Below are 26,398 nucleotides of genomic sequence, written 5' to 3'. Positions count from 1 at the left end.
TCAGGCCTTCTCGAAGATGAGGTTGAGGCGGGTGCGCGCGAGGCGGCGATAGCCGTGGCTCAGCAGGAGGGCGCAGAGGTCGGTCTGCCAGAGGTCGGTGCCGTCCTCCAGGACGATGATCCCCGGATGCAGGGCGGGCGGCGCCTTGCGCAGGAAGGGCTCCAGGATCAGGTCCTCCGCCCCCTCGACGTCGAGCTTCATCGCGTCGATGCGCGGCAGGCCCTCGGCGCGCACGAGGTCGAGGAGCGTCACCGCCGGCACGCGGATCGCCGCGCCCTCGTTGGTGCCCACCACCTTGAGGCTCGATTCCCCGCTGTTGCGCTGGTCGACGAACAGCGTGAGCTCGCCCGCCTTGTCGGCCACCGCGCAGGCCACCGCCTTGACCGTGCCGAAGGGGTTCTGGGCGATGTTGTAGGCGAGCTTGTCGAAGATGTCGGGCTGCGGCTCGACCGCCAGGATGCGCGCCGAGGGCCCGCTGATCCCGGCCACGAACAGCGCGTAGGCGCCGATATTCGCCCCGATGTCGATGAAGACGCAGTCCGGCCGGAGCCGCTCGGCGAGGAGCCGGCGCTCGGCCGGATCGAAGAACTGCGGGGTGAAGAGCACCTTCTTCTCGCAGTTGTTGTTGTAGGGGTGCAGCCGCATGCGGGCGCCGTAGCGCTCGACGTCGAGGGGCCGGCCGCGCAGCAGGCGGATGGCGCAGCGGCGCAGGATCAGCGCGAGGCGCCGGGCGCCCCATTCCTCCGCCGGCAGGCGCTGGGTCCGGGCCACGATCCAGCGCACGAGGCCGGTGGGCGCGTAGGTCCCGAAGGGCTCAAGGGATTGGGTCATCGCATGGGTCGAGGTCGCCATCGCGCGCCTATGCCACCGCGGCGGGCCGCCCGCAACGTCCGGCCATGGCCGGGCGCCGTCCTGCCCGCAACGCCCGGCCATTGCCGGGCGCCGTCCTGCCCGCAACGCCCGGCCATTGCCGGGCGCCGTCCTGCCCGATAGAGGGCGGGGACGCCGCAGGGGAGCCCGCCGCCGATGCAGACCTTCGATTCCGACGGGGTGACGATCGCCTATCTGGATGCCCGGCCGGAGCGGGGTGCGGGCGACCCGGTGCTGCTCATCCACGGCTTCGCCTCGAACCACCGCACGAACTGGGTCAACACGGGCTGGGTCCGGACGCTCACGGAGGCGGGCTACCGGGTGATCGCCCTCGACAATCGCGGGCACGGCGAGAGCGGCAAGCTCTACGAGCCGGAGGCCTACGCGTCCGAGCTGATGGCGGAGGATGCGCGCCGGCTCCTCGACCATCTCGGCCTTGGGCGGGCCGACGTGATGGGCTACTCGATGGGCGCCCGCATCACGGCCTTCCTGGCGCTGCTGCATCCGGACCGGGTGCGCTCGGCGCTGCTCGGCGGACTCGGGATCCACCTCGTCGAGGGCAGGGGGCTGCCGAGCGGCATCTCGGAGGCCATGGAGGCGCCGTCGAGCGCCGACGTGACCGATCCGGTGGCGCGCTCCTTCCGGATCTTCGCCGAGCAGACCCGCAGTGATCTCCGGGCGCTCGCCGCCTGCATGCGCGGCTCGCGGCAGACCCTCTCGCGCGCGGAGGTGGCGCAGATCGAGGTGCCGACGCTGGTCTCGGTCGGCACCACCGACCACATCGCCGGGTCCGGACCCGCACTCGCCGCCCTGATCCCGGAGGCGCGCAGCCTCGAGATCCCCAACCGCGACCACAACCTCGCCGTCGGCGACAAGGTGCATAAGCAGGGCGTGCTCGGCTTTCTGGCGGAGCGCCCCTGAGAGCCTCACTGGGCGCGGAGTCGCTGGCGGCTGGCCCGCGCCTGAACGCTCGCCATCGGCACCCGCAGCACCCGGCAGTGATTCTGGTCCTCGACCCGGATCGCGCTTCGCCGCCAGTCGCAGACGATGTCACCGTCCCGCAGAAGGTCCGTCGCCAGGTGGGTCGCGCGTTCGAGCGCATCCGCCCGGCTCGGAAGGTCCATCCCCTCTGCATCCAGGATCATGCGCGACCCATTCTGGAAATGAAAGTAGTAGAGGGTCATCGATCCTTAACGCCTCATCCCGAGTTGAATTTGGTATTTGCTGTCGGTGACGGCTCCTCGCAGCCTTCACCGATCCAGGTTCGAATATAACATAGGTTAGTTCCCAGCAAGGCCGGAGCAACTTGTGGCAGCGCTTCCACTGGCCGCTCGGGCGGGCGCCGCGCGCGAAAAAGTCCTTTTCAGTCATACCCCTTAGCGGCCTGACGCTGGGCAATGGACAAAATCGGACTAGGCTGAATGCACCCGCCGGCCTCAACCGAGGGCTATCCCGGGGAGCCGAATCGGCGGGCCGGAGCCTGGGGGCGGCGGGCCCTCGACGGGCCTATGGACCGAGCTGATCCGCGGCGCCTGTACGAGGCCGACATCCGCATGGCCGAAATGGGAGATGGCGACGCCATCAACCGGGTGTCGCATGCGCGCCCGGCGCGGGACGGTCGCGGCAGAGGTCGCGGGCTTCGGCCGGTCGCGGCTTGACGCTCCCGACCATGAAAAAAGCCGCCCCGGGGGGCGGCTCTCTCGCGCGGGTGGGGCCCCGCGGCCCGTCGGGCCGTGCGGGTCATACGCCATCCGATTGATTGCTTCACAATGCGGATGTCGGCTTCGCTCAGGCGCCGCGCGGGCTTGGGATCCGGGATCCGCTTCGATCAAGCGGATCCCGTATCAGGCACGCAGGCGCGTGCGGATGTCGCCGAGGCTGCGGCGGATCAGGTCCTGGGCGGCGTCGCCCGTCACCTTCTCGCGCAGGATGGTCTCGGAGACGCGCACCGCGGCCTCCGCGGCGGCGGCCCGCACCTCGGCGGCGGCCTGCGCCTCGGCCTGCGCGATCTTGGCCTCGGCGGCCTTGGTGCGGCGGGCGACGAAGTCGTTCAGGCGGGCATGGCCCTCGGCGGCGGCGCGCTCCGCCTCCGCCCGGGCATTGGCGACGATCGCCTCGGCCTCGCGCTCGGCCTCGCCCCGGCGCTTCTGGTAGTCGGCGAGGAGCGCGGCGGCCTCCTCGCGCAGGCGGCGGGCCTCTTCCAGTTCGCGGCGCACCCGCTCACCCCGGCGGTCGAGGCCGTTGATGATCTGGTCGAAGCCGCCGGCCTTCCAGACGATGCCGCAGAAGATCACGAAGGCGACCGCGACCCAGAATTCCGGTTCCAACATCTCTCGGGTCCTCCGGCTCAGTGCACGGTCTGGGTGCGGTCGTAGGCCGCCTCGACGGCGGCGCGGTCGGGGCTCTGGCCGATCAGGCGCTCGACGATGGCGGTGGCGGCGTCGGCCGCGACCTCGCGCACGCTGCCCATCGCGGTCGCGGTGCGGGCGCGGATCTGCGCCTCGGACTCGGCGAGCTTGGCGGCGAGGTCGGCCTCCAGGGCCTTGCGGCGGGTCTCGGCCTCGGCCGCGAGGCTGTCGCGGGTCGCCTGGGCGATGCCCTTGGCCTTGTCCTGCGCCTCCTTGAGGGAGCGCTCATAGGCTCCTCGGGCGGAATCCGCGCCGGTCTTCATGCGCGACGCCTCATCGAGATCGGCGGCGAGCCGCGCCTGACGGTCGTGCAGCAGGCCGGCGATGCGCGGCACCGCGACCCGGGACATCAGGTAGTAGAGCAGCCCGAAGGCGATGGCGAGCCAGAGGATCTGCGCCGCGAAGGTGGTGCTCTGGAAGGGAGGAAAGCCGCCGCCATGCTCGGAGGCCGGCTCGTGGATCAGGCCTTCCTGCAGGCCGGCATGGGGTGTGGGCTGCGCCATCGTGTCGTCCGGGAATGCGGGAGCCTCAAGCAGCGCGCCGGCCGAGCTGCCGGCGCAAGACGCCGCGGCACCCGCGCGCCGGCGGGCCTCCGCGACGGGAGGGGGCGCCCGTCAGACGGGGAGCGGCGACGGGCCGCTCCCGGACGAGGCGCCCGGGCGTCGACGCCTCAGACCGCGAACAGGAGCAGCAGCGCGACGAGGAGCGAGAAGATGCCGAGCGCTTCCGTCAGCGCGAAGCCGAGGAGCAGGTTGGCGCGCTGGCTGTCGGCCGCGGAGGGGTTGCGCAGGGCGCCCGCGAAGAACTGGCCGAAGAGGTTGCCGAGGCCCACGGCGGCGCCCGCCATGCCGAGGCAGGCGAGACCGGCGCCGATGTACTTCGCAGCAACGGGATCCATCTGAGTACTCCTGAGGTCGTCTAGTCGTCTGGCTGGTGGGATCCGGCCGCGACAGGGCGAACCGGGGTGGGGAGGGGGCACCCCGGCCGGGACGGCCGGGAGGAACCGGCCGTCAGTGGCCGGGATGCAGCGCGTCGCTGAGGTAGATCGAGGTCAGCGTCGCGAAGACGTAGGCCTGCAGCACCGCGACCAGCATCTCGAGCGCCGTGATGGCGACCGACAGGGCGAGGGGCAGGGGCGAGAGGATGCCCCAGATGCCCGCGGCGAGGAGGGCCGGGACGAAGCCCGCGAAGATCTTGAGGGCGATGTGGCCCGCCAGCATGTTGGCGAAGAGACGGACCGAGAGGCTGATCGGGCGGGAGATGAAGGACACCACCTCGATCGCCACGATGAGCGGCTTCAGCCAGCCCGGAACGCCCGGCGGCACGAACAGGTCGAGGAAGTGCACCCCGTGCGCCATGAACCCGTAGATGACCACGGTCAGGATCACCACCAGCGCCAGCATGAAGGTGACGATGATGTGGCTCGTCACCGTGAAGGCGTAGGGGATCATCCCGAACAGGTTGAGCACCAGCACGAACATGAAGAGCGAGAACACGAGCGGCACGAAGCGCTCGCTGCCGTGCCCGGCCGATTGGTGCACCGTGGAGGCGATGAACTCGTAGAACGCCTCGGCCAGCGACTGCATCCGCCCCGGCACCAGCGCGCGCTGGCGGGTGGCGACCAGGGTGATCAGCGCGATGATCCCGACCGCGGCGAACATGTAGAGCGCCGACTGGGTGAACGCGATGTGCTGGTGGCCGATATGACCGAACGAGACCAGCGGCTTCAGCTCGAACTGGTGGATCGGATCCAACTTCACGGCCATGCCGGTCCCGCCCCTCTATCCATCGGCGCCGCGGTCGTCCGCTCGGCGCCTGATCCGCGCTGGCGGATGCACGGCATCCACCCGATGATCAAGTCCCCGTTTCGTTTTTCTTCGTGTCCGCGGGCCGAAAAAACCCCGACACGCGCATCACGTTCAGCACTCCCGCCGCGAAGCCCAGGATGACGAGCACGATCATGCCCCAGGGCTTGGTGCCCAGAAGCCGATCGAGGCCCCAGCCGAGCAGCCCGCCCGCCACGACGCCCGACACGAACTCCGTCGACAGACGCAGCGCGAGGCCGAGCGGCGAGGGTTGGCGGGTCTCGGAACGCGACGAAGGATCGGGAGCGGCGGGGGGCCGCTTCCGGTCGATCTGCATTTCGAGACGCTTGAGCCTCGCGGAGAGATCACTGTCGGGGGCAGGCTCCCGGCCCATGCCGCCCTCGTCTCGCGGGTCGGTGCCGGTCATGGCGCGACTCCGCGTCGGAGGGGCGAAGTTGTCCAGCCCGGGTGCCCCCTTCGAGCGGGCGCACCATAGTTTCGCCCACAGTGCGAGTCAAGGATCCGTGAGGTAGCCATAAGTCTTTGTTCCGCCTTATGGATTGGGAACGGCCACGCCCCGCGGCATCACATCGCCTCGGCGAGCGCCCGCGCCCCCGCGAGGTCGACCGAGACGAGTTGCGACACGCCCCGCTCCGCCATGGTGACCCCGCACAGCCGGTCCATCCGCGCCATGGTGATGGGGTTGTGGGTGATTACCAGGAAGCGGGTGTCGGTGTCCCGGGCCATGCGGCCGAGGAGGTCGCAGTAGCGCTCGACGTTGGCGTCGTCGAGGGGGGCGTCGACCTCGTCGAGCACGCAGACCGGTGACGGGTTGGTCAGGAACACCGCGAAGATCAGCGCGATGGCGGTGAGCGCCTGCTCGCCGCCCGAGAGCAGGGTCATGGTCTGGGGCTTCTTGCCCGGCGGGCGGGCCAGGATCTCGAGGCCGGCCTCCAGCGGATCCTCGGCATCGACGAGCGTCAGTTCGGCGGTGCCCCCGCCGAACAGCGTGGTGAACAGGCGCTCGAAATGCCCGTTCACGGCCGCGAAGGCGGCGAGCAGCCGCTCGCGCCCCTCGCGGTTGAGGCTCGCGATGGCCCCGCGCAGGCGCCGGATCGCCTCCAGGAGGTCGTCGCGCTCGCGCGAGAGCGCGTCCCGCCGCTCCTCGGCCTCGGCCAGTTCCGCCTCGGCCCGCAGGTTCACGGCCCCGATCCGCTCCCGGTCGGCCCGCAGGCCGGAGAGCCGGGCCTCGACCGCTTCCGCCTCCGGCAGGGCCTCGCCCGGGGCGAGGCCGGCGAGGGCGGGGAGCGCCTCCAGGGTCGCGCCGAGCGTCTCGGGGATCGCCCGGGCGACCTCGGCGAGGCGGCGCGCCAGCGCCTCCTGCGCCGCCGCCGCGGCGGCCCGGGCCTCCCGCGCCGCGCCGAGGGCCTCGAGGGCGGCCCGGGCGCGCCGGTCGGCCTCGGCGAGCCCGGCCTCGGCGGCCGCGAGCCGATCCGCCGCCGTGCGCCGCGCCGCCTCGGCCTCCCGGCCGGCGCCCGCGAGCCGCCGCCGCTCGGCCGCGAAGGCGCCGGGTGCCCCGGCGAGGGCGGCCCGCTCCTCCTCGGCCGCGGCGCGGCGCCCGGCGAGGTCGTCGAGGGCGGCCGCGGCGCGCAGGGCGCGGTCGCCCCAGCGCGCCCGCTCCTCGGCCAGGGCGGCGGCGCGGCGGCGGCGCTCCGCGGCCGCACGGGCGAGGGCGAGGGCGGCGGCCCTCGCCTCGGCCGCGGCGGCGCGCCGGGTCGCCACCGCCTGCCGCAGGCGGGCGAGATCCTCCGGCGCCTGCCCCGGCAGGGCCGCGAGGGCGTCCTCGGCGGCCTCGATCCGGGCCGCCGCCTCCTCGGCCTCCTCGGCAAGCCGCGCCTCGGCCTCGTCCCGGGCCGCGCGCCGCGCCGCCGCCTCGGCCGCGCGGCGCTCCGCGGCCACCAGGGCGGCGCGGGCCGCGTCGAGGCGGGTGCGGGCGAGGCGGGCCGCGTCGAGGGCCCGCGTCTCCCGGGCGGCGGCCTCGCGCGCCCGCTCCTGCCGCACCGCGCCGGCGGCGCGGGCGGCCTGCGCCGCCTCGCGGGCCTTGGCCGCTGCCTGCCGCAGCGCGTCGAGCCGGGCGCGCGCGGCGAGGCGCAGGGCGGCGGGCGAGGGCGCCTCGGCGGAGACCGTGAAGCCGTCCCAGCGCACGAGGTCGCCCGCGAGGGTGACGAGGCGCTGGCCCGGCCGCAGGCGCGCCGCCAGGGCGGCGGCCTCGCCGCGGGCGACGATCCCGACCTGCCGCAGGCGCCGGGCGAGGAGCGGCGGGCCGTCCACCACGCGCGAGAGGGGCAGGGCACCGGCGGGAAGCGGTGGGTCGGCGGGATCCTCCGGCGCCCCGGCCCAGTGGGCGGGGGCGGCCGGGTCGGTCGCCGCGTCGAGATCCTCGCCCAGGGCCGCCGCGAGGGCCGCCTCGTGCCCCGGCGCGACGCGCAGCGCGTCGAGGAGCGGCGGGAAGCGCGCGGGAGGCGCCACCAGGCCCGCGAGGGTGCCCGCCTCGGCCTCGCGGCGGGCGGCCTCGCGCTCCGCGTCGGCCAGGGCCGGACGCCCGCGCGCCTCCGCGTCGCGGGCCTCCGCGAGGTCCTCGCGCGCCGCGGCGGCCTCGTCCTCGGCCTGCTCGCTCAGCGCCGACGCCTCCGCCAGGGCGGCGCGCAGGCGCGCGAGCGCCGGCGCCTCGTCGGCCTCGCCGGCCCGCTCGCGGGCGAGGCGCGCCCGCTCGGCGGCGAGGCGCTCGGCGCGGGTGCGCCCGTCGCGCAGGGCGCGCTCCAGGGCGCCGCGGCGGGCGCTCCCCTCGGCGGCGGCGGCCTGGGCGGCCGAGAGCGCCGCCTCGGCGGCGGCGAGGGCGGCCTCGGCGGCGACGGCCCGCTGCTCGGCCGCCGCGCGCGCGCCCGCACCGTCCGGGTCGGCCGCCAGGGCGGCGGCCTCGGCGTCGAGGCGGGCGAGGCTCGCCCGCGCGTCGTCGCGGCTCTCCGCCTGCCGGGCGGCGTCGCGGGCGAGGTCGGCGAGGCGCTGGGTGAGGTCGCGCAGGCGCTCGGCGGCGCGGTTCTCCTCGGCCTCGAGGGCCGCCGCCGCCTGGGTCAGCCGCTGCAGCGCGGCGGCGGCCCGCGCCTCCTCCTCGCGCAGGCGGGGCAGGCCGGCGGCGGCGAGGGCCTGGGCGGTCGCGGCGGCGGCCTGCCCCGCCTGCGCGGCGGCGACCCGCTCGGCGGCGGCGGCGGCCTCCCGCCCGGCCCGCGCCGCCTCCTCCCGCGCCCGCCCGTGGGCGATGAGGTGGAGCAGCGCCTCGCCCCGGCGGATCGCGGCGGCGACCTCGCGGTAGCGCGCGGCGGCCCTGGCCTGCCGCCGCAGGGAATCGACCCCGGAGCTGATCGCGCCGAGCACGTCCTCGACCCGGGCGAGGTTCTCCTCGGCGGCGCGCAGGCGCAGCTCCGCCTCGTGGCGGCGGGCATGCAGGCCGCCGATCCCGGCCGCCTCCTCCAGCACCCGCCGCCGCGCCTGGGGCTTGGCCGCGATCATCTCGGCCACCTGGCCCTGGCGGACCATCGCGGGCGAGCGCGCACCCGTCGAGGCGTCGGCGAAGAGCAGCTGCACGTCGCGGGCGCGCACCTCGCGGCCGTTGACGCGGTAGGTGGAGCCGGCGCCCCGGTCGATCCGCCGCGTCACGTCGAGCGCGTCCGCGCCGTTGAAGGCGGCGGGGGCCGTGCGGGCGCTGTTGTCCAGGCTCAGCGTCACCTCCGCGTGGCTGCGGCCGGGTCGGCCACCGGATCCGGAGAAGATCACGTCGTCCATGCCGGAGGCGCGCAGGCTCTTGTGCGAGCTCTCGCCCATCACCCAGCGCAGGGCCTCGACCAGGTTCGACTTGCCGCAGCCGTTCGGCCCGATGATCCCGGTGAGGCCGGGCTCGATCGGGACCTCGCTCGGCTCGACGAAGGTCTTGAAGCCGACGATGCGCAGGCGGGTGAGACGCATGGGTGACGACCGGAAGGCGCGGCGCGGCCCCTCGCCTCATCCGACGCGCCGGCGCCGGGTCTTGGCGTGGGTCTTGGCGTGGGTCTTGGCGCGGCGCGGGTCTTGGCGCGGGTCTTGGCGCAGGAACCGGACCCCTCGCGCGGAGGGGCGGCCCGGAGATCAGGGCGGCCCGGAGATCAGGGCCGCCCCGAGGGCCGCGCCGGCCCCGGTCAACGCCTCGCGCCGTGTCGCCGCGGCGGCGGCTCCTGTGGGTGGCGGGAGGGAAGGGGGCCCGCGCCGCGGCGCGCGATCACGCCCCGACGATCGGCTTGATCACCTTCTCGAGCCCCTCGATCGACACCTCGCCCTGGAACTTCTGGCCGTTGATGAAGAAGGTCGGCGTCGCGGTGACCTTGAACACCGCCATGCCGCGCTCCTTCACGGTGTTGATCGCGTCGTAGAGCTTCTGGTCCTTGAGGGTCGCCTCGAACTTCTCGCGGGAGAAGCCGGCTTGGCGCATCATCTGCTCCAGGGCGTCGAGGGGTTTCGGGACGAAGGCCCAGGTCGGCTGCTGGTCGAAGAGCAGGTCGGTGATCGGGTAGTAGCGCGCCGAATCGTCCGCCCGCGCCAGCATGAAGGCCGCCGTGGCGAGCGGATCGAGGGGGAATTCCCGCAGGGTGAAGCGCACCTTGCCGGTGTCGATCCAGCGCTCCTTGAGCGCCGGCCAGGTGGTCTTGTGGAACGCCGCGCAGTGCGAGCAGGTCATCGAGGCGTACTCGATGATGGTGCACTTCGCCTCGGCCGGCCCGAGCCAGACGTCGCCGAGGGGGCCGGGCTGCATCAGGGCATCCGGCGAGGCGGCCTGCGCGAGGGCAGGAAGCCGCAGCCCGGGCAGCAGCAGGGCCGCGCCGAGGGCCGAGCCGGTGAGCGTCAACGCGTCGCGCCGGGTGATCATGGATGGGTCTCCGAGACGAGCCGGGGGAGTGGAACGGGAGCGGTAGAATCGCCGCCGCGTCCTGGCAAGGCGCCGGGGTGTCGCCCGGGCCGCGCACCCTCACCCGCGGGCGGTCATCACGGCGATGCCGAGCCGGTCGAGGGCGTCGCGCAGCCCGTCCTCGCCGATGGCGGAGACCGCCTTCGCCACCTCGCCCCGGCGGGCCGGATCGAGGCTCGGGGGCGCGGGCGCGCGCTTGGCGCCGCGGGCGATCCGGTCCTGGCGCAGGCTCAGCCGGCCGACGCAGGCGAAGCCGTAATGCCGGTTGATCCGCTCGATCACCAGGGGGGCGAGGTGCTGGAGTTCGAGGGCGAAGGCTCCCTCGACCCGCACCACCAGGGTGCCGGGCGCCGGGCGCGCCTCGCCGGCCCGCCCGCCGTGGCGGCGCGGCCACTCGAACTTCTCCGGCTGGCAGAAGCCGGCGAGCCGCTCGCCCACGATCTCGGGCCAGGACGCGAGGATGTCGGTCGAGGCGAAACCCTGGGCGGCGAAGACCGGCCCGAGGGACCGCTCGATCAGTTCGCTCAGGGGCTTGGGGCGGGCCATCGGGGCGTCATCCTGGCGTTTGCGGAGCACGAGACCCCGGCGGGCATGAAGGCTTCGTTCCCCCGGGAGGGCGCCGCGAGGCCGCTCCCCAGGGGCGGGAAAACGGGCTAAGCGAGGCGGCATGGTAGCGCCCGCCGCGTCGCACTCAAGGCCGGACGCAGCCGACCTCCTGGTCTGGTACGACCGCCACCGCCGCACGCTGCCCTGGCGCGCCGCGCCGGGCAGCGTGCCCGATCCCTACCGGGTCTGGCTGTCGGAGATCATGCTGCAGCAGACCACCGTCGCTGCGGTGAAGCCCTATTTCGCCCGCTTCCTGGAGCGGTTCCCGACCGTGGCGGCGCTCGCCGCGGCCCCCGAGGAGGCGGTGATGAGCGCCTGGGCGGGGCTCGGCTACTACTCGCGGGCCCGCAACCTCCACGCCTGCGCCAAGGCCGTGGCGGCGGCGGGCGGCTTCCCCGACACGGTGGAGGGGCTGCGCCGGCTCCCGGGCATCGGCGCCTACACGGCCGGGGCCATCGCGGCGATCGCCTTCGACCGGCCGGCCGCCGCCGTGGACGGCAACGTCGAGCGGGTGGTGTCGCGGCTCTTCGCGATCGAGACGCCGCTGCCGGCGGCGCGGGCGGAGATCCGGGCGCTCGCCGAATCGCTGGTGCCGCGGACGCGGCCGGGCGATTTCGCGCAGGCGGTGATGGATCTCGGCGCGACGCTGTGCACGCCCAAGCGGCCGGCCTGCGCCCTCTGCCCCTGGATGGCGCCCTGCCGGGCCCGCGCCGAGGGGCTGCAGGAGAGCTTCCCGCGCAAGGTCCGGCGGGAGCCCGGCCTCCTGCGCCGCGGCGCCGCCTTCGTGGCGGTGCGGGCCGGCGACGAGGCGGTGCTGCTGCGCACCCGCCCGCCCGAGGGGCTGCTCGGCAGCATGGCGGAGCCGCCGACGAGCGCCTGGACGCCGGATTACGACCCCGCCCACGGCCTGCTCGACGCGCCGCTCGATGCCCGCTGGAAGCGGCTGCCCGGGGTGGTGCGCCACACCTTCACGCATTTCCCGCTCGAACTGACGGTCTTCCTCGCCCGCGTCGCGGCCCGCACCGAGGCGCCGGAGGGCATGCGCTTCACCCCCCGCGACGCGCTCGCGGACGAGCCCCTCCCCGGGGCGATGAGGAAGGTGCTGGCCCATGCCCTGGAGCCGCGGCCCGCGCCGGCGCCGCCGCCCGCCCCGCCGCCGGACCTCGCCACGCCGCCCGAGCCCCCGGCCGCCCCGCGGCGGGGCCCGCTGCCGAAGGTGCTGCCGCGCCGCCCGGCCTCGGCCGCGCCCATCCGCAAGGACGGGCCGCGCAAGCGCTGAGGCCGGCGCCGATCAGGCCGGGCGCGCCTTGAGCGCGGCGATCTCGCGGTGCATCGCTTCCTCCGCGCGCACGGCCCAGGCCCGCACGTAATCGTCCGCCGGGCACACGAAGAACCGCGCCAGTTCCGGGCGCTCCCGCGCGACGTAGAACCGGTTGAGCCCGTCGAACAGCACGAAGTCGTAGCCGGCTTCCACCAGGAGCGGGTCCCAGGCGGCGAAGCTCGGCACGTCCGTGAGCGGCTCGGTCGCCTCCGCCAGGATGATCCAGGGGCGGAAGCGGCGGAAATCCATGCCGCGCAGGGCGGCCTCCTCGCTCCCCTCGACGTCGATCTTCAGGAAGTGGATCGGACCGGGGGCATGCGCCTCGCAGATCTCCGCCAGCGTGCGGGTCGGCACCTCGTAGGTGACGCGCTCGAACCCGGCCGCCACGTGCCGCTCGGCGAAGAGGTCGGAGGCGGTGGAGAGGCCGGTGCCGGTCAGTTCGTGGAAGGTGAGCGTGCCGGAACGGTCCGTCACCGCGAGGTTGAGGTTGACGTCGCGCGGCCGGTCCGCCGCGAGCTTCGCGAACCAGTGCGGCGACGGCTCGACGTTGATCCCCGACCAACCGGCCTCGTAGAACAGCTTGGTGACGGAATCGATGACGGGGTCGTGGGCGCCGAGATCGACGTAGAATCCGCGCTCCACGTCGCGCAGGGCACGCAGCAGGAGGATGTCCTCAAGGCGCTGGGCGTAGGAAATCGTCATAGCGTGACCGTAGCCGACCCGTGCGGTCGAGGGAACCGAGGAGCGCGCCGGTCTCCCGCGCCGGCCCGAGACTCAGGGGCGAGACTCAGGGGCGAGACTCAGGGGCGAGACTCAGGGGATCGTCGAGAGCCAGGGGTCGGGTAGCAGCATCTGATCGTCGCCGCCACGGGCGATCCGATGTTGCACGCTGGCGACCATGAGCACGGCCGCGCAGAGCAGCATCGCGGTCCAGGCCAGGACGGGGGTGAAACGCTCCGCGTAGCGCCCGAACACCTGCAGGATGGCGCATCCCAGCGTGAACACCGCCGCCGATGCCAGCGGCATGGCGAGGGCTTCCATCGGCTCCTCCTTGCTTCGCGTCGCAACGAAACTACTGCGCCGATTGCTGCGACGCACCGTCAGCGATTGCATGGCTGGGCCGCGGGCACGAGTGCCGCGGGGTTCGACGCGACCGGAGCCGGAGCGCGGGCGACCGCGTCCCGGGCGCTACTCGTCGTCGCCGAACCAGTCCCGCCCGGGCTCGATGCAGCGGTACCCGACCAGGCACTGGGGATTGTCGCGCGTCGGCACGAAGGCGTTCGCGGTCACTTCCGTCGGCTCGCAGAAGCTGCGGTCGCGCACGAAGCGGTCGTAGGTGAAGCCGCCGGTGCCCATCACCAGGGCGCCGCGCGCCCTCAGCAGACCCCGGGCCTGCCCGCAACTCATGGCCGTGGTCGCGGGACGGTCCTGCGCGGCGGCGCCGAGAACCGCGCCGACCGAGGCCAGAGCCGCCAGAACGGGCAGAGAGGCGAAGTTGTGACGAGCCGCACTCACACGATCCCCCGCGATCAGAGGGCGGGCAGCGCGCGCTCGCCCGCTTTGATCCGGCCTACAACCGCGGCGGTCCGATGCGACCGCCGCCTCGCCGGCCTTCTACAACGCTTCGAGGAACGAGATCGTCGCGGGATCGCGTCCGAGGACTCGCTCCGGGGCCGTGTCCGTCCGCAGGCTCAGAGCGAACAGGACGGCGAAGGCCAGCACGACCGCGACCCAGGTCAGAGCCGGCGTCAGGTGGTGCGCGTAGCGGCTCGACGTTCGCAGTCCCGCGCATCCGAGCAGGAACCCGAACGTCCACAGCAGCGGCGGCGACAGAGCGCTCATCGGGCCCCCATCCCTCTTGCTTGCAACGGCTTCGGCCGGCGAGCGCCCCGCCGGCTCCGACCAGCGGGACCGCGCGACGCGGCGGCCTGCATCCGAGCCCTGGGTCCGGTGGAGGCGCGCGGCATTGATTCGGATCAAGCGCGCCGGGGCGTGGGCGTCACCCCTCGCCCGGGGACCGCTCGCCCGTGTCCCGTCCGGCGGGGGCAGGGCGCGGGCGCGCCGCTCGGCCTCGCGCGGCGTCGCGAGGCCGACGAGCGACGGCACGGCGTCGGCGAGATCGCTGAGGAAGGTGCCGATGGCGAAGATGTCGAGCGGGCTCATCGTCCCGCCTCACCGTCGTGCCGTCGGGGCCGGGATCCGGCGCCGCACATCGGGTTGCGCCGCTGCCGATCCGGCCCGCGACCGCGGGTTGTCCCGCACGCTCCCGCGCCGGCCGGACCGCGGGTTCGCGCGCCGCGGCCCCTGCCGGCGGGCCGGCGGGGATCCGCGCCCGGGATCGCCGGGCGGATCGCGCGGCAGAAATGGAGCGCGGGCGCCGCCGAGCACTGACACGTTCCCGAACCGGGCACTGCTTGCACCGACCGGGCGGGAGTTCTTGCCATGCTGTGGCCCAGCAGCTAACCTTTTACCGCACCGGCATTGTGTCTGTTCCACAACATGTTATCGAACTCCGTCAGTTCACGAGGTAGAACTAATGTCGTTACGTCCAGGTGATTACGTTTCTCCGAATCTTGAGACAATTTTCTTAGATGACGCTTTTCCGAATTTGGCCTCGGGGCCGCCGGACTCGCCGCCCTGGGGCAGGCTGGAGCTTGGCGTGCGTGAGGGACTCTCGCACGCGTGGTACTGCCACGCGTCGCTCGAGAAGATCGGCTACGCAAACCGCGACGAAGTTATACTGATGTACAACGCGTCCAAGATATTCAACCACGGCGTCGGCTTGGAAATCGGCTGCTACTACGCTTGGACCACCGCGCACTTTGCCAGGAATTTCTCGTGTTTCGAGGTGGTCGACCCGATCCTCGGGACCGACCGGAAGGAGGAGATCGTGGCGTCTCTTCGCGCCGCGGACGTGCTCCAGAACTGCCGCCTCCACGCCGGTATCAGTCCCGGCATCCCGATCGAGATCGCTCGCCGGAACGGCGAACGGCCTCGCTGGTCCTTCGCGCTTCTCGACGGCGACCACGGTTATCCGGCACCGCTGGTCGATACCGTCGCCGTCGAACGGTACATGTTGCCGGAGTCCATCATCGTTTTCCACGACATCTACTGTCCGGCCGTCGGCGAGGGCCTGGACTATTTGAAATGGAAGGGCTGGAAGACTCGCGCCTGCCAGACGTCGAACGGCGTCGGCTTCGCCTGGAGGGGCAGCAAGGAGCCGCCGGCGCACCATCCGGACCCGAAGGTCGACTGGCAGCTGCCGGCGCACTTGGCGTCCCACGTCGATTGACTCTGCCCCCCGCCTCGGAGCGCCAGCGGGGGCGTGACGCGGATCGCGGGGGCGGCCTCCGCCGCCCCTCCGCCACCCGGGGCGCTTCGCATTCCCCGGCCCCCGATCCCGCGCGCGGGATCGCCCGCGGACGGGGCAGGGGGCCGCGGGCCGGAAGGGTTGGACCGCGCCCGTCGGGGATGGGCGCCCGCGATGCCTTGACCGAATGGCCGCCGGCCTGTTTCCCGGCGGGGACGATATCGGTTCGCCCCCGCGCAGGCCGCGGGCCGGCGCTCGTCCGCGCGCGTCGATGACGAGGCCGGTCCGGCGGATCGGGCTCGCCCGCCAGTTCCGTGGCGTCGGGATGGCGGTCGCAGGAGATGAAGAATGAACAACCGTGGAGCGATATACTGCGCGTACGGTGCTCGATACGTCGAGAGCTGCATCGAATCGGCCAAGAGCCTGAGGGCGACCAATCCGGATCTCGGCATCGCCATCTTCACGGACGCCGTTGACGAAACCAAGAAGAATTTCAGCGATATTTTCGATCATGTCTGCCCCTTGATCGAGTCAGAGAGCGACTCCGAATATCTCGCCTACCTGAAATCCGAAGGAAAATTACCTTCTTTGAAAGTCATGATATGCGATCGCTCCCCTTTCGATTATACATTGTCGATAGACGGCGACACTTTGGTGATCGGCGATCTGAGTCATGCATTCGACAGGCTTGACGATTACGACTTCCTGGCGATGGCCGAATGCGAGAATGGGGTCGAGCAGGTCAACGGGAACTGGGCCGCGACCTCCCTCATCGACACGCGCCGGCGCGGCTACGTGAATGCCGGAGTGATCCTGTTTCGGTCGGACAAGCCGGGCGTCGCGGCCTTCCTGCGCGGGTGGCGCGAGCGCCTGCGCGACGGCGGCGCCGTGCCGCCGGAGCTCTGCACCAACGACCAGGACCTCCTGAACTTCATGCTCTACCATCCGGAGCTGATCGGGCGCGACTTCACGTTCTCCGACGCGGCGCTCAACGCCGAGCAGTACAATTGCTACTGCAGGATGTGGAAGGAGGTCTGGGAATGCGGAGGATGGCCCGACGTCAGGATCGTGCATTCCTGGCTCACGTCCTGGCTGGCGGCCCTGATGCGGGATCCGGCCTTCGAGTGGGGCCAGATCTTCCGCGAGACGGCCGCGCATGCACATTACATTTCGCAATTCTCCATCGGAGATGGCGCCATTCCGGCGGAAACGAAGTCGTCCGTATACCGGTCCGATCCGCTGCAGCGGGTCTCCGTCCGAACCCAGATGCTGAACGCGGCCCGCCTCATCAACCCGCCCGCGGGCGTGACGCGCGCCGACGCCGTGTCCACCATCATGGACGCGGGTTTCTCGTCGCTCGAAGGGGAGCCGCCCTGCGCCAGGCTGCTCGATTCCCTCGCGTCGCGCTGGTCGTCTCCCACCATCGTGAAGTTCGGCATCCGCCACCTCTATCCGGGGCTGCCGGGGTTTCGGCCGGGACGCGCGTTTCGGACCGGGTTCGACCTGGAGTTCCTGAGCGAGGTGTTCCCGGGCTCGACGGTCACCGCGGTCACGCGCGACCAAGCCGTGCGTCACAAGCGGGTCTCCATCTCGACCGTGCACGCGGATGGGGAACCGGGCGCGTCGCTCCGGGGCCGTCTTCCCGCGTCGGTGGAGCTCATGATCGATGATCAGAGCGCGGACCTCGCGGTGCGGCTCGCCACACTGGTCGACGCCTTGCCGCTCCTGGCCGCGGACGGCGTCGCGCTCATGATCGGGATCGCCGGGTCCGATCACCGGCAGATCGTCGACGCCCTCGCGGAACGACTGGGCGGCTCCGAGACCGCTTGGCAGGTCGAGCCGTACGTCGATCCGGCCTACAGCCGCGAACCGATCGCGATCGTGATCACCCGGTCGGGCGGCGGGATGGCGGCGTGACGGCCCCGGGATCGGGGCCCGGCGCGGGCGAGGCCGGCCCTCGCGCGGCTGGGCGGGCGTCGGGAGAAGGCCGGGGTGCGGGCCCGCGCGGCGCCGCTCGTCGCCGACCGGCAGGTCCGCGTCGCCCTCGACCGCCCGCGCGGCACGAGGGCCCGTGATCGGCGCCCGCCGCCGGACCCGGCCGATCCCGGCGGTCCGGGGCGGGTGATCGCGGCAAGCCCGCGCCGGCGCCGCGCGCGAGGCGACGGAGCGGAACTTCGGACTCGTCGCGCGAACGCGGGTCGGCCGGCCGAGCCCGGACGCGGCGAGCGGGCCGCCGCCGTCGCCCAGGGGTGACGCCAGCTGGTGGTGCCAGGTGGCGCGCGAGGCCGAAGCGCTCCGCTGCCCGGGCTGCCCATCGGGAGCGGCCGGGGCCGCGCGCCCGTGCGGAGGGGATCGCGGCCGATGCGGGGCGCGGCCTCTGCGGCGAGCGGGGCGACGCGCGCGACCGCCCATGGACGGCACACGATCACCTCGCACGGGGTGAGGCGGAGCCGTGCTCGACCATCGGTTGACCCGCTTGACCTGTTGATGTTACACGCAGCTACACTGACTCTATGCAAACCAAGACTTATAGTATCGGCGCTTTATTATACGGCTGCGAGATGCAAGACTTCCGATTATTTCAATTCCATTCGGGGTCTGCGGTCGGGGATGCCGTAACGAACGCGATGTTCTATATCAAAGACATTCTCGCGGAACGGGGTCTGAGATCCGAAATTTACGTTCAACACAGAGATGATCGTCTATCCGACAGGTTGAATTTGATTGAGGAAATTGATGCCAATCCGGATGATATACTTCTCGTCCATCATTCGATGGGTCACGATCTTCTGCCCTTGATCGAGGCTATCGATTGCAAGAAAATCCTAGTATACCACAATATTACACCTCCAGAATTCTTCGAGCCCGGAGGCGCCCTCCGCCATTATGCCGCGCTCGGCCTGCACCAGCTCCAGGACCTCCGGCGCTTCGCCCCGGTCGCGATCGCGGACTCCGCGTTCAACGCGGCCGAACTGGTGCGGCGCGGGTACGATTCGCCGGTCGTGATCCCGCTCCTGCGCGATTTCACGGAGATCCGGACGCGCCCATTTAATCAGAGATTGCAGCAGCTCTCGGAGCCCCGTTACCAGCTCCTGTTCGTCGGGAGGATCTGCGCGAACAAGGGACAGATCCACCTCGTCGATTTCATGAAGCGGTACCGCGACGCATTCGATCACCCGCTGTTCCTGACGCTCGTCGGGCACCGCGGCGACGGCGAGCGCTACGCCGACGACCTGCTGCGCGAGATCGCGCGATCCGGATTGCAGGATCGCGTGCAGGTGACCGGGCACGTGTCGGAGGAGGACCTCTACGGCCATTACCGGACGGCGGACGCCTACGTCTCCTTCAGCGAGCACGAGGGTTTCGGCGTACCCCTGCTGGAGGCGATGGCCTTCGACCTGCCCGTCCTGGCCTTCGACACGGCGGCGATCGGCGGAACCCTCGGCACGGCGGGCATCCGCCTCGCGACGACCTCCCCGGAGGAACTCGCCGCCGGCCTGCGGCGGCTCTTCACGGACGGCCCCTATCGGCGCGCGGTGAAGCGCGCCCAGCGCCGGCGGCTGCAGGACTTCGCGCGCGACACCGTCGCGCAGGCGCTGATGGCCTTCCTGACGCCCCACCTGCCGCCCGGCCTCATCGTCCGGGACGCGGCCCCGGCATCCGGGCGGCGGGGCGCCCGGGCGCGCGCCCCGGAGGTCAGGCGCCAATACATCGTCGAGGGGCCCTGCGAGACGTCCTACAGCCTCGCCCTGATGAATCGCCGCCTGGCGGACGCGCTCGACCGCCGGGCCGCCACCGAGGCGATGCTCGTCCCGATGGAAGGCGTGCCGGGCTACGTGCTCGACGAGGCCGGGGTGGCGGCCAATCCGGAGGTCCGGCCGCTGCTCGAGCCGCTGCCGCTCGCGCCGGAGGCCACAATCGTGTCCGTGCGCAACATGTACCCGCTCCGGCCCGCCGGGATGCTGGGCGACCTGCACCTCGCGGCCCTGGCGTGGGAAGAGAGCGAGATCAACCATTCCGCCTGCCGGCTGATCAACCGCTACCTCGACGGCCTGCTCGCCCTCACCGCGTTCGTGCGCCGGGTGTACCGCAATTCCGGCATCAGCGTCCCGGCCGTGGTCTGCGGGCTCGGGATCGAGCATGCTCCCGTTCTGCCCAGGCCCGCCCGCGCGGCGGCGCCGTTCGTCTTCCTGCACGTCTCGTCGGGCCTCGCCCGCAAGGGCATCGAGGAACTGCTCCTCGCCTACGCGGCCGCGTTCACGCGCAGAGATCCGGTCGAGCTCGTCATCAAGACCCATCGCAATCAGACGAACGTCGTGCAGACCTGGTACGACAGGGTGATCAGGAACAGTCCGAACGCGCCCGTGGTGCGCATCATCTTCGACGACCTCGACGCGGACCAGCTCGCCGGGCTGAATGCGGCCGCGGACGCGGTCGTGCTGCCGTCGCGGGGCGAGGGGTTCAATCTCCCCGCCGCCGAGGCGATGGCGCACGGGCTGCCGGTCATCGTCACGGGCTACAGCGGCCAGATGGATTTCTGCTCCGACGAGAATGCGTGGCTGGTCGACTACGACTTCGAGCTCAGCACGAGCCATCTGGGAGCCGCGCAGGCGATGTGGGTGCGCGCCCGGATCGACGATCTGGCCGCGCGGATGCGGTCGGTTTTCGCGCAACGCTCCGACCACACCACCCTCCAGAAATCGCTGCGCGGACAGCAAACGGTTTCCACGATGACATGGACGGCCGCATCCGAGATGATCAAAGCATTCGTTGACCGAATCGATGGCACAATGCCGTCGAAGAAACTCAAGCTCGGCTGGGTTTCGACGTGGAACACGCGCTGCGGCATCGCAACGTATTCTGAATTTTTAGTATCTCATCTGCCTGAAAATTGGTTCGATATCACCATCTTTTCGAACCATTGGGACACGCTCAGGCCGGACTCCGGCAACGTCGTGAGAAATTGGACAGACCGCCGCGAGAACCTGGATCGCCTGCTCATCGACGTGAAGGAGCAGGGCATCGATGTCGTCGTCTTCCAATACAATTACGGCTTCCACACGCTTCAGGCACTCGCCGACGCCGTCTCGGCCCTGAGCGCGATGGGCGTCGATTCCTACGTGTTCTTCCACAAGACCGCCCCGGCCGTCAGCGACGGCGAGCTCGAGTCGATCGCCGCCCACGCCGACGCCTTCGCCAAGGCCACGCGGCTCGTCGTGCACTCGGTCAACGACGTCAATCGCTTGAAGCAGTTCGGCCTCGTCGACAACGTCGTGAAGATCCCCCACGGAGTCATGCGTCCCACGGGGTTCGATCCCGCCTCCGTGCGACGGTTCCTGAACCTCGGCGACGTCGGCCCGGTGATCGGCTGCTACGGCTTCCTTCTGCCGCCGAAGGGCATCCTGGAACTGATCCTCGCCTTCAGCGTCCTCCTCGGCCAATACCCGGATGCCCTGCTCCTGCTCGTCAACGCGCTCCATCCCGCGCCCGAGGCGGAGGAGGAACTGGAGCGGTGCAGGAGCCTGATCGCGACGCTCGGACTGGCCGATCGCGTCATCATGATCACCGACTTCCTCGAGGACCAGGAGACGCACCTGCTCCTGCAGGCCTGCGACGTCATCGCGTTCCCCTATCAGCATTCCGGGGAATCGGCGAGCGGGGCGGTCCGCTACGGCCTGTCCGCGCTGCGGCCGGTCGTCACGACCCCGCTGGCGCTGTTCGACGACGTCCGCGACCTCGTCCATCAGGCGAGCGGCTGCTCGCCATTCGAGGTGGCCGAGGCGATCCGGGGCGTGCTCGCCGACCCGGACCTCGCCGCGGCGCTTCGCGCGCGCCAGGAGCGCTGGATCGGGCAGCACGAATGGTCGGTGATCGCCGAGCGCTTCGCCCACATGGTGGTCGGGCTCTACGAGGACCATCACGACGTCAGGGTCCTGCGCGGCGCGCCGGCTCAGGCGCCCGCGCCGCGCGGTGACCGGGCGGCTTCGACGCCCGGTCCCACCGTGGACCACCTCGCGAGCCTGAAGGACGAGCTCTTCGTGCAGGTCGCGTACCGGAGGCTCCTGCGCCGCGACGCGGATCCGGGCGGCCTCGCGGCGGCCCTCTCGGCTCTGCGCGACGGCCTGAGCCGGGCCGTGTTCTGGAGGTCCCTGTCCGAATCGGCGGAGGGACGCGCCGCCCGCGGGCGCGCCGCGAGCGGCGGCCGGGCGGAGATCATCCGTCTCGAACAATTCGAGGGCGAGGACGACGACGCCTTCGTCCTCGCGCTCTACGCGCGCCTGCTCAAGCGCCCCAGCAACGAGCAGGAGCGCTCGGCCCACCTCGCGTTCCTGCGCGGCGGAGGCAGCCGCGACGAACTCGTGCGGAGTTTTCTGACCTCCGACGAGTTCATCACGCTCAATCAGCCGGTCCACGTGCAATGGACGTCCCGCGCTCCGGTCGATGTCAGGCGAAACGACGGCGATGACGACCTCTAACTCGCTCGCTCCCCCGTCCTCCGATCGCGAGGATGCCGGTGGCGTGGAGGCCGCCTGGGAGGCCCTCGCCGAGGCCGACGCGCATGCCCTGCCGGCGATGATCCGCGCGCTCACGCGCGATCAGCTGGCGTCCATCCCGCGACACGTCTCGACCCTCGACGCCCGAGGCCGCGAGGTCGAGCGCGCGGTCGAGGTGACGGGGATCATCGCTGGCGGGTGCCGCGCGACCTTCCTGCGCCTCCTGCTGCCGCTCTGGGAGCGGGTCGTGCAGTTCGGCGTCGCGCGGGCCGGCGTGACCGCGGCCGCGTCGCAACTGGACTGGGTTTTCCAGCCCGAGGCCGACGCGATCGCCCGGTGCATCGGGAGGAGCTTCACCGACTTCCCCGAACTGGAGATCGAGGTCGCGCGCGCCGAACTCGCCGGGCGGGTGATGGAGTGCGGCGACGAGGCGGACCGGCTCTACCTCGCGACGCTCGCGCTCGCGATCGACGGCGCCCACCGGCGCGCGGTCGAGGTGCTGCTCCTCGACCTCGTCCGGCGCGGCGATCTCGGCCCGGCCGAGGAGCTGCTCCGGGCCCGCCTGGCGCTCGGCCGCGACGAGCCGCTCCTCAGCAGGCTCCTCGAGAGCCTGCAGACCGTCGCGCCCGCGGCCTCGATGGGGCTGCTGCGCCTCGTCTCCGCCGACCTTCCCGGAACGCCCTCCCTGACGAGCCTCCGTCTCGGCTTGGCGCTCGGACGCGCGCTGGAGGCGGACGGGGAGACCGCGGACCCGGTCGCGCTGGCCCGCGCGGCCGGCAGGGTCGGCACGCTGGCGGCGGCCCAGCGGGACGGCGCCCCGCGCCACCGGCGCGATGGGGCGGGGAGCGACGTCGCGCGGCGGCTCGCGGCGCTGAGCCGCGTCGTCTCGCACCACCGCCCCCGGCCGACCGCCGATCCCGGCGCGGAGTGTCCCCCCGGCGCCGGCTCGCATCCGGCCGCGGCGGGGGGCGTGACGGGCTGGCTTCCCTACATGCTGAGCAAGGGCCCCGTTCGGCTCGCGACCCGCCGGTGCGCGACGCAATACGGGGAGCGTCGCGCCGATGGATCGCTGGAGGCCTCGCGTCACCCGCCGGACAAGCTCCTGCTCTGCGGTCCCTACGTCGGACTTCCCGCGGGCACGCTGACGGCCACCTTCCTCGGGAGCGTCGAGGCCGGAACCCGCATCGAGTTCTCCGTGACGCGGTCCTACGGCCGGGAGACCCTGGCGCGGCAGGCCGCCGTGCTCCAGGCGGTCGAGGACGGCCCGCTCATCACCCTGAGCTGGAGTTCCGAGCGTGAGACCGAGGACTCGGAATTCACCGTGCGCGTCCTCAGCGAGTGGGCGCGCGTCACGCTCTCCGGCATCGCGATCCGGATCGCGGCGGGGCCCTGACCGGGAAGCGGCGGCGCCGAGGCGTCCCGGAGGACAGCGCCACTCATCCGGCGAACCAGGGCGGCGCCGAGCTTTGCCCGGTCAACGACAGAACTCGGACATGATCATTGACAGCGCGGCCGCCCGACAATTAGCTGCCCCGCGTCGATCCTGCGGCAGGAGGCACTTCATGCAGCACAGCTGCCTAAAGACGACCCAGATAAACGCTGTTGTTCAGCGCGCGGAAGAACTTGGATACAAACATCGCACACAGCTGTGTGAAATCATGACTGGCCATGGAAGCGATAAGGGAACCAAACATAACTATAGCTTGATTTACGATATTTTGTTCAGAGATGTCAAGGATGAGCCGCTGAAGCTGCTGGAGGTGGGGCTCGGAACGAACAAGGAGGGCGCCCCCTCCACGATGGGGCCGAATGGCAGGCCTGGAGCCTCGCTGCGCGGATGGCGGGATTTCTTTCCGCATGCCGAGATCTACGGCGCCGACATCGATCGTGACATCCTGTTCGCCGAGGAGCGCATCAAGACCGCCTTCGTGAACCAGCTCGAGCCGAGCACGATCTCGGCGATGTTCCGGTCGTTCGGGGTCGGCGAGGGCTACGACGTCATCATCGACGACGGCCTGCACGAACTGCGCGCCAATGCCTGCCTGCTGCTCGAGGCATTCGCCCATCTCAAGCCGGGCGGGATCTACATCATCGAGGACGTCACGCCGCAGGATACGGACCGGACGAGGCTCTTCGCCGAGACGATCGCCGAGGGGTTCAGCGATTGGAGATTCCTGTCGCTGCCGAGTCCGGTCGATGACCCGACCGGGGACAATCAGCTGGTCGTGTTCGTCAAGAAGGCGTAGCTCCTCCGGCCCGGTCGGGCCCGAGCAGGAAGGGGGCGGCTCCTGCGGCCGGGCCGACCATCGCAGGTGCCCCGCGAGGCGATCCCGGCCCGAGCGCACCCGTGAACCGTCACCGCGGGACCCAAGCTGCGTGACCCGAACGCGGGCGGGTGGCGGCCTGTCGCCGCCGTGATCGACGCGAGAGGGCCGGGTCGTGTGCCGCCGCAACCCTCGCACCGGGTCGCGGCGCTCGATGGCGCCCGAGCGGGCCGCGGACTCAACCTCGACGGCGGCGGTGAGCACGGTACGGTGGCGCTTCGCGACGGCCGCGCGGCCGCGGGAGCGCCGTCGTCCGAAAGGGTGCGTGAGGGCCGGATGCAGCAGGTCAGCCGAGACGACGATCCCGAGGAGACGAGCGCAGTCGTGGGGCCGTCGAAGCCGCGGCTCCTGCGGGTGCTCGGCCCCGGCCTCATCACCGGCGCCTCGGACGACGACCCGAGCGGCATCGCCACCTATGCCCAGGCCGGGGCGGCCTACGGCTACGGATTCGGCTGGACGCTCCTCTACAGCTACCCGCTCATGGCCGCCGTGCAGATGATCTCGGCCCGGATCGGGCGCACCACCGGCCACGGCATCGCCGGAGTGCTGCAGCGCCACGCCCCGGCCGGGCTGCTGCGCGTGACCGTGACCCTCCTGGTGATCGCCAACACCGTCAATCTCGGGGCGGATCTCGGCGCCATGGCCGATGCCGCGACGCTGCTGCTCCCCGGCGCGCCGCGATGGCTCCTGGTACTGCTCTTCGCCGGGATCTGCGTGGTGCTGCAGATGCTCCTCGCCTATTCGCGCTACGTCGCGGTGCTGAAGTGGCTGACCCTCGCGCTGTTCGCGTATTTCGCCGCGCTCGCGACCACGCGGGTGGACTGGCGCGCCTTCGCGCTCGGAACGCTGCTGCCGCGGATCGGCCTCGACCGCGAGGCGCTCACGACCGTGGTCGCGATCTTCGGCACCACCATCAGCCCCTACCTGTTCTTCTGGCAATCATCCCAGGAGGCCGAGGACCTGCACGTGCATCCGCGGCGGCGGGAGCTGATCCACGCGCCCGAGCAGGGGCGCACGGCCCTGCACCGGATCGAGGTCGACACCCTCGCCGGCATGGCGGTGTCGAACCTCGTGGCGCTCGCGATCCTGGGCACCGCGGCGGCGGCCCTCCACGCGCACGGGACCGTGGACATCCGCACCTCCGCGGAGGCGGCGGCGGCGCTGCGGCCGATCGCCGGACCCTTCGCCGAGACGGTCTTCGCGCTCGGCGTGGTCGGGGTGGGGCTGCTCGCCGTGCCGGTGCTCGCGGGCTCCTCCGCCTACGCCGTCGGCGAGGCGTGGCGCTGGCCGGTCGGCTACGCGCGCCGCGTGCAGGAGGCCAAGGCCTTCTACGGCGTGGTGGGTCTCGCGACCCTGGTCGGCATGCTGATCAGCCTGACGCCGAGCCTCGACCCGGTGCGGGCGCTGTTCTGGAGCGCGGTGCTGAACGGCGTCGTCGCCGTGCCGGTGATGGCCGTGATGATGTGGGTCGCGGCGCGGCCCGAGGTGATGGGGCGCTTCGCGGTGACGGGATGGCTCAAGGGGCTCGGCTGGCTCGCCACCGCCGTGATGGCGGTTGCCGTCGTCGGCATGGTCGCGACGTCCTTGTGATCCGGGATCCGCTAGGATCAACCGGATCTCAAATCATGCGGCATCCGACATCCGGTCGATGGCTTCGCCATCTCCCATTTCGGCAATGCGGATGTCGGCTTCGCTCAAGCGCCGCGCGGGCTTGGCAGACGCCGTCCGGACGTGCTCGTCCGGACGGCGGATGAGACGGAATGCCGAGGCTTGCACCCGGACGAGGTTGTCCGGAAAGTCGCCGCGCCGGCAACCAGCGGGAGATACCAATGCGCGTGCCCACCTCAGTCCTGACCGCGGTCGGGCTTCTCGCAGTCCTGAGCCTGCACGCGGGGTGGGCGGAGGCGGCCGAGGACCCCCACGTCACGCGCGGGCGCACCTTCGTGCGGGTCCACTGTGCCGGATGCCACGCGGTCGGGCGCGTCGGCGAGAGCCCGCTGGCCCAGGCGCCGCGCTTTCGCGACCTCCACACCCGCTATCCCGTCACGGATCTTGCCGAGGCGCTCGCGGAGGGCATCCGGACGGGTCACCCGGGCATGCCGGAGTTCCAGCTCGATCCGGGGCAAGTCGAGGACGTGATCCGCTATCTCACAAGTCTGGAGCGGTGAGCCGGGCGGCCGCCCAACGACGGCGCAGGATCGCGGGCCGACCGGAACCCTTCCATCGGCAGCGATGAGCCGCCATGGGCGGCGGATCCAGCGAGGGAC

General features: G+C 71.9%; 23 protein-coding genes. 9 read left to right on the top strand and 14 right to left on the bottom strand.

What is annotated here, in order from left to right; translation table 11 throughout:
- The gene (locus tag QA634_RS35085) at positions 1 to 852 is read right to left on the bottom strand and encodes an FkbM family methyltransferase (protein ID WP_012336556.1); all 852 of its coding nucleotides are present in this window, start codon (positions 850 to 852) and stop codon (positions 1 to 3) included.
- A 174-nt stretch (positions 853 to 1,026) separates the two neighbouring features.
- Between QA634_RS35085 and QA634_RS35080 the strand changes: the two genes are divergently transcribed.
- Positions 1,027 to 1,791, top strand: a complete 765-nt coding sequence (locus QA634_RS35080) for an alpha/beta fold hydrolase (protein ID WP_012336555.1) — start codon at positions 1,027 to 1,029, stop codon at positions 1,789 to 1,791.
- A gap of 5 nt (positions 1,792 to 1,796) precedes the next feature.
- Here QA634_RS35080 and QA634_RS35075 read toward each other — a convergent pair whose 3' ends face one another.
- The 9 genes from QA634_RS35075 to QA634_RS35035 form a co-directional block, all read right to left on the bottom strand.
- Positions 1,797 to 2,054, bottom strand: coding sequence for a DUF6894 family protein (locus QA634_RS35075; RefSeq protein ID WP_012336554.1), 258 nt, complete (start codon positions 2,052 to 2,054; stop codon positions 1,797 to 1,799).
- Positions 2,055 to 2,714: 660 nt separating this feature from the next.
- Complete coding sequence (locus tag QA634_RS35070) at positions 2,715 to 3,200, bottom strand: F0F1 ATP synthase subunit B family protein (protein ID WP_012336553.1); 486 nt, start codon at positions 3,198 to 3,200, stop codon at positions 2,715 to 2,717.
- A gap of 17 nt (positions 3,201 to 3,217) precedes the next feature.
- On the bottom strand, positions 3,218 to 3,781 hold the full coding sequence (locus QA634_RS35065) for a F0F1 ATP synthase subunit B (RefSeq protein ID WP_012336552.1): 564 nt from the start codon (positions 3,779 to 3,781) through the stop codon (positions 3,218 to 3,220).
- A gap of 167 nt (positions 3,782 to 3,948) precedes the next feature.
- Complete coding sequence (locus QA634_RS35060; protein ID WP_012336551.1) at positions 3,949 to 4,176, bottom strand: F0F1 ATP synthase subunit C; 228 nt, start codon at positions 4,174 to 4,176, stop codon at positions 3,949 to 3,951.
- A 112-nt stretch (positions 4,177 to 4,288) separates the two neighbouring features.
- Positions 4,289 to 5,044, bottom strand: coding sequence for a F0F1 ATP synthase subunit A (locus QA634_RS35055; RefSeq protein WP_012336550.1), 756 nt, complete (start codon positions 5,042 to 5,044; stop codon positions 4,289 to 4,291).
- An 88-nt stretch (positions 5,045 to 5,132) separates the two neighbouring features.
- A complete protein-coding gene (locus QA634_RS35050) occupies positions 5,133 to 5,510 on the bottom strand; it encodes an AtpZ/AtpI family protein (protein ID WP_012336549.1) in 378 nt (125 codons plus the stop codon).
- 158 nt (positions 5,511 to 5,668) lie between these two features.
- Positions 5,669 to 9,103 (bottom strand): chromosome segregation SMC family protein, encoded by a 3,435-nt coding sequence (locus QA634_RS35045; RefSeq protein ID WP_012336548.1) that lies wholly within the window; start codon positions 9,101 to 9,103, stop codon positions 5,669 to 5,671.
- A 289-nt stretch (positions 9,104 to 9,392) separates the two neighbouring features.
- Entirely contained in the window at positions 9,393 to 10,037 is a 645-nt protein-coding gene (locus QA634_RS35040; protein WP_012336547.1) for a DsbA family protein, read from the bottom strand.
- A gap of 99 nt (positions 10,038 to 10,136) precedes the next feature.
- On the bottom strand, positions 10,137 to 10,622 hold the full coding sequence (locus QA634_RS35035) for a DUF721 domain-containing protein (RefSeq protein WP_012336546.1): 486 nt from the start codon (positions 10,620 to 10,622) through the stop codon (positions 10,137 to 10,139).
- 121 nt (positions 10,623 to 10,743) lie between these two features.
- On the opposite strand from QA634_RS35035, the gene mutY reads away from it, so the two are divergent.
- Entirely contained in the window at positions 10,744 to 11,961 is a 1,218-nt protein-coding gene (mutY, locus tag QA634_RS35030) for an A/G-specific adenine glycosylase (RefSeq protein WP_012336545.1), read from the top strand.
- Positions 11,962 to 11,973: 12 nt separating this feature from the next.
- Here mutY and QA634_RS35025 read toward each other — a convergent pair whose 3' ends face one another.
- The 4 genes from QA634_RS35025 to QA634_RS35010 all read right to left on the bottom strand — a co-directional run bounded on the left by QA634_RS35025 (position 11,974) and on the right by QA634_RS35010 (position 14,166).
- A complete protein-coding gene (locus tag QA634_RS35025; RefSeq protein WP_012336544.1) occupies positions 11,974 to 12,705 on the bottom strand; it encodes an FkbM family methyltransferase in 732 nt (243 codons plus the stop codon).
- Positions 12,706 to 12,816: 111 nt separating this feature from the next.
- Positions 12,817 to 13,044: a hypothetical protein gene (locus QA634_RS35020; RefSeq protein ID WP_012336543.1), complete on the bottom strand. Its 228-nt coding sequence runs from the start codon at positions 13,042 to 13,044 to the stop codon at positions 12,817 to 12,819.
- Between the two features lie 147 nt (positions 13,045 to 13,191).
- Positions 13,192 to 13,518 carry a hypothetical protein gene (locus QA634_RS35015; RefSeq protein ID WP_012336542.1) on the bottom strand — a complete coding sequence of 109 codons (327 nt, stop codon included), beginning with the start codon at positions 13,516 to 13,518 and terminating at the stop codon, positions 13,192 to 13,194.
- A gap of 99 nt (positions 13,519 to 13,617) precedes the next feature.
- Positions 13,618 to 14,166, bottom strand: coding sequence for a hypothetical protein (locus tag QA634_RS35010; protein ID WP_012336541.1), 549 nt, complete (start codon positions 14,164 to 14,166; stop codon positions 13,618 to 13,620).
- A gap of 496 nt (positions 14,167 to 14,662) precedes the next feature.
- Here QA634_RS35010 and QA634_RS35005 point away from each other — a divergent pair, with 496 nt between their 5' ends.
- The 7 genes from QA634_RS35005 (at position 14,663) to QA634_RS34975 (ending at position 26,299) form a co-directional block, all read left to right on the top strand.
- Positions 14,663 to 15,295: a class I SAM-dependent methyltransferase gene (locus QA634_RS35005; RefSeq protein WP_018263089.1), complete on the top strand. Its 633-nt coding sequence runs from the start codon at positions 14,663 to 14,665 to the stop codon at positions 15,293 to 15,295.
- Between the two features lie 366 nt (positions 15,296 to 15,661).
- On the top strand, positions 15,662 to 17,230 hold the full coding sequence (locus QA634_RS35000) for a hypothetical protein (protein WP_012336539.1): 1,569 nt from the start codon (positions 15,662 to 15,664) through the stop codon (positions 17,228 to 17,230).
- A 710-nt stretch (positions 17,231 to 17,940) separates the two neighbouring features.
- Complete coding sequence (locus QA634_RS34995; protein ID WP_265576494.1) at positions 17,941 to 21,789, top strand: glycosyltransferase; 3,849 nt, start codon at positions 17,941 to 17,943, stop codon at positions 21,787 to 21,789.
- Positions 21,790 to 21,832: 43 nt separating this feature from the next.
- On the top strand, positions 21,833 to 23,200 hold the full coding sequence (locus tag QA634_RS34990; RefSeq protein ID WP_012336537.1) for a hypothetical protein: 1,368 nt from the start codon (positions 21,833 to 21,835) through the stop codon (positions 23,198 to 23,200).
- Positions 23,201 to 23,369: 169 nt separating this feature from the next.
- Complete coding sequence (locus QA634_RS34985; RefSeq protein WP_150108789.1) at positions 23,370 to 24,053, top strand: class I SAM-dependent methyltransferase; 684 nt, start codon at positions 23,370 to 23,372, stop codon at positions 24,051 to 24,053.
- A gap of 354 nt (positions 24,054 to 24,407) precedes the next feature.
- Entirely contained in the window at positions 24,408 to 25,721 is a 1,314-nt protein-coding gene (locus QA634_RS34980; protein ID WP_012336536.1) for an NRAMP family divalent metal transporter, read from the top strand.
- 239 nt (positions 25,722 to 25,960) lie between these two features.
- Positions 25,961 to 26,299 carry a c-type cytochrome gene (locus QA634_RS34975; RefSeq protein WP_012336535.1) on the top strand — a complete coding sequence of 113 codons (339 nt, stop codon included), beginning with the start codon at positions 25,961 to 25,963 and terminating at the stop codon, positions 26,297 to 26,299.
- Positions 26,300 to 26,398: the final 99 nt, after the last annotated feature.

It is taken from the genome of Methylobacterium sp. CB376 (assembly GCF_029714205.1).
Lineage (GTDB): Bacteria > Pseudomonadota > Alphaproteobacteria > Rhizobiales > Beijerinckiaceae > Methylobacterium.
Note: the sequence above shows the minus strand (reverse complement) of the source record. Positions and strands in the feature narration are given on the sequence as shown.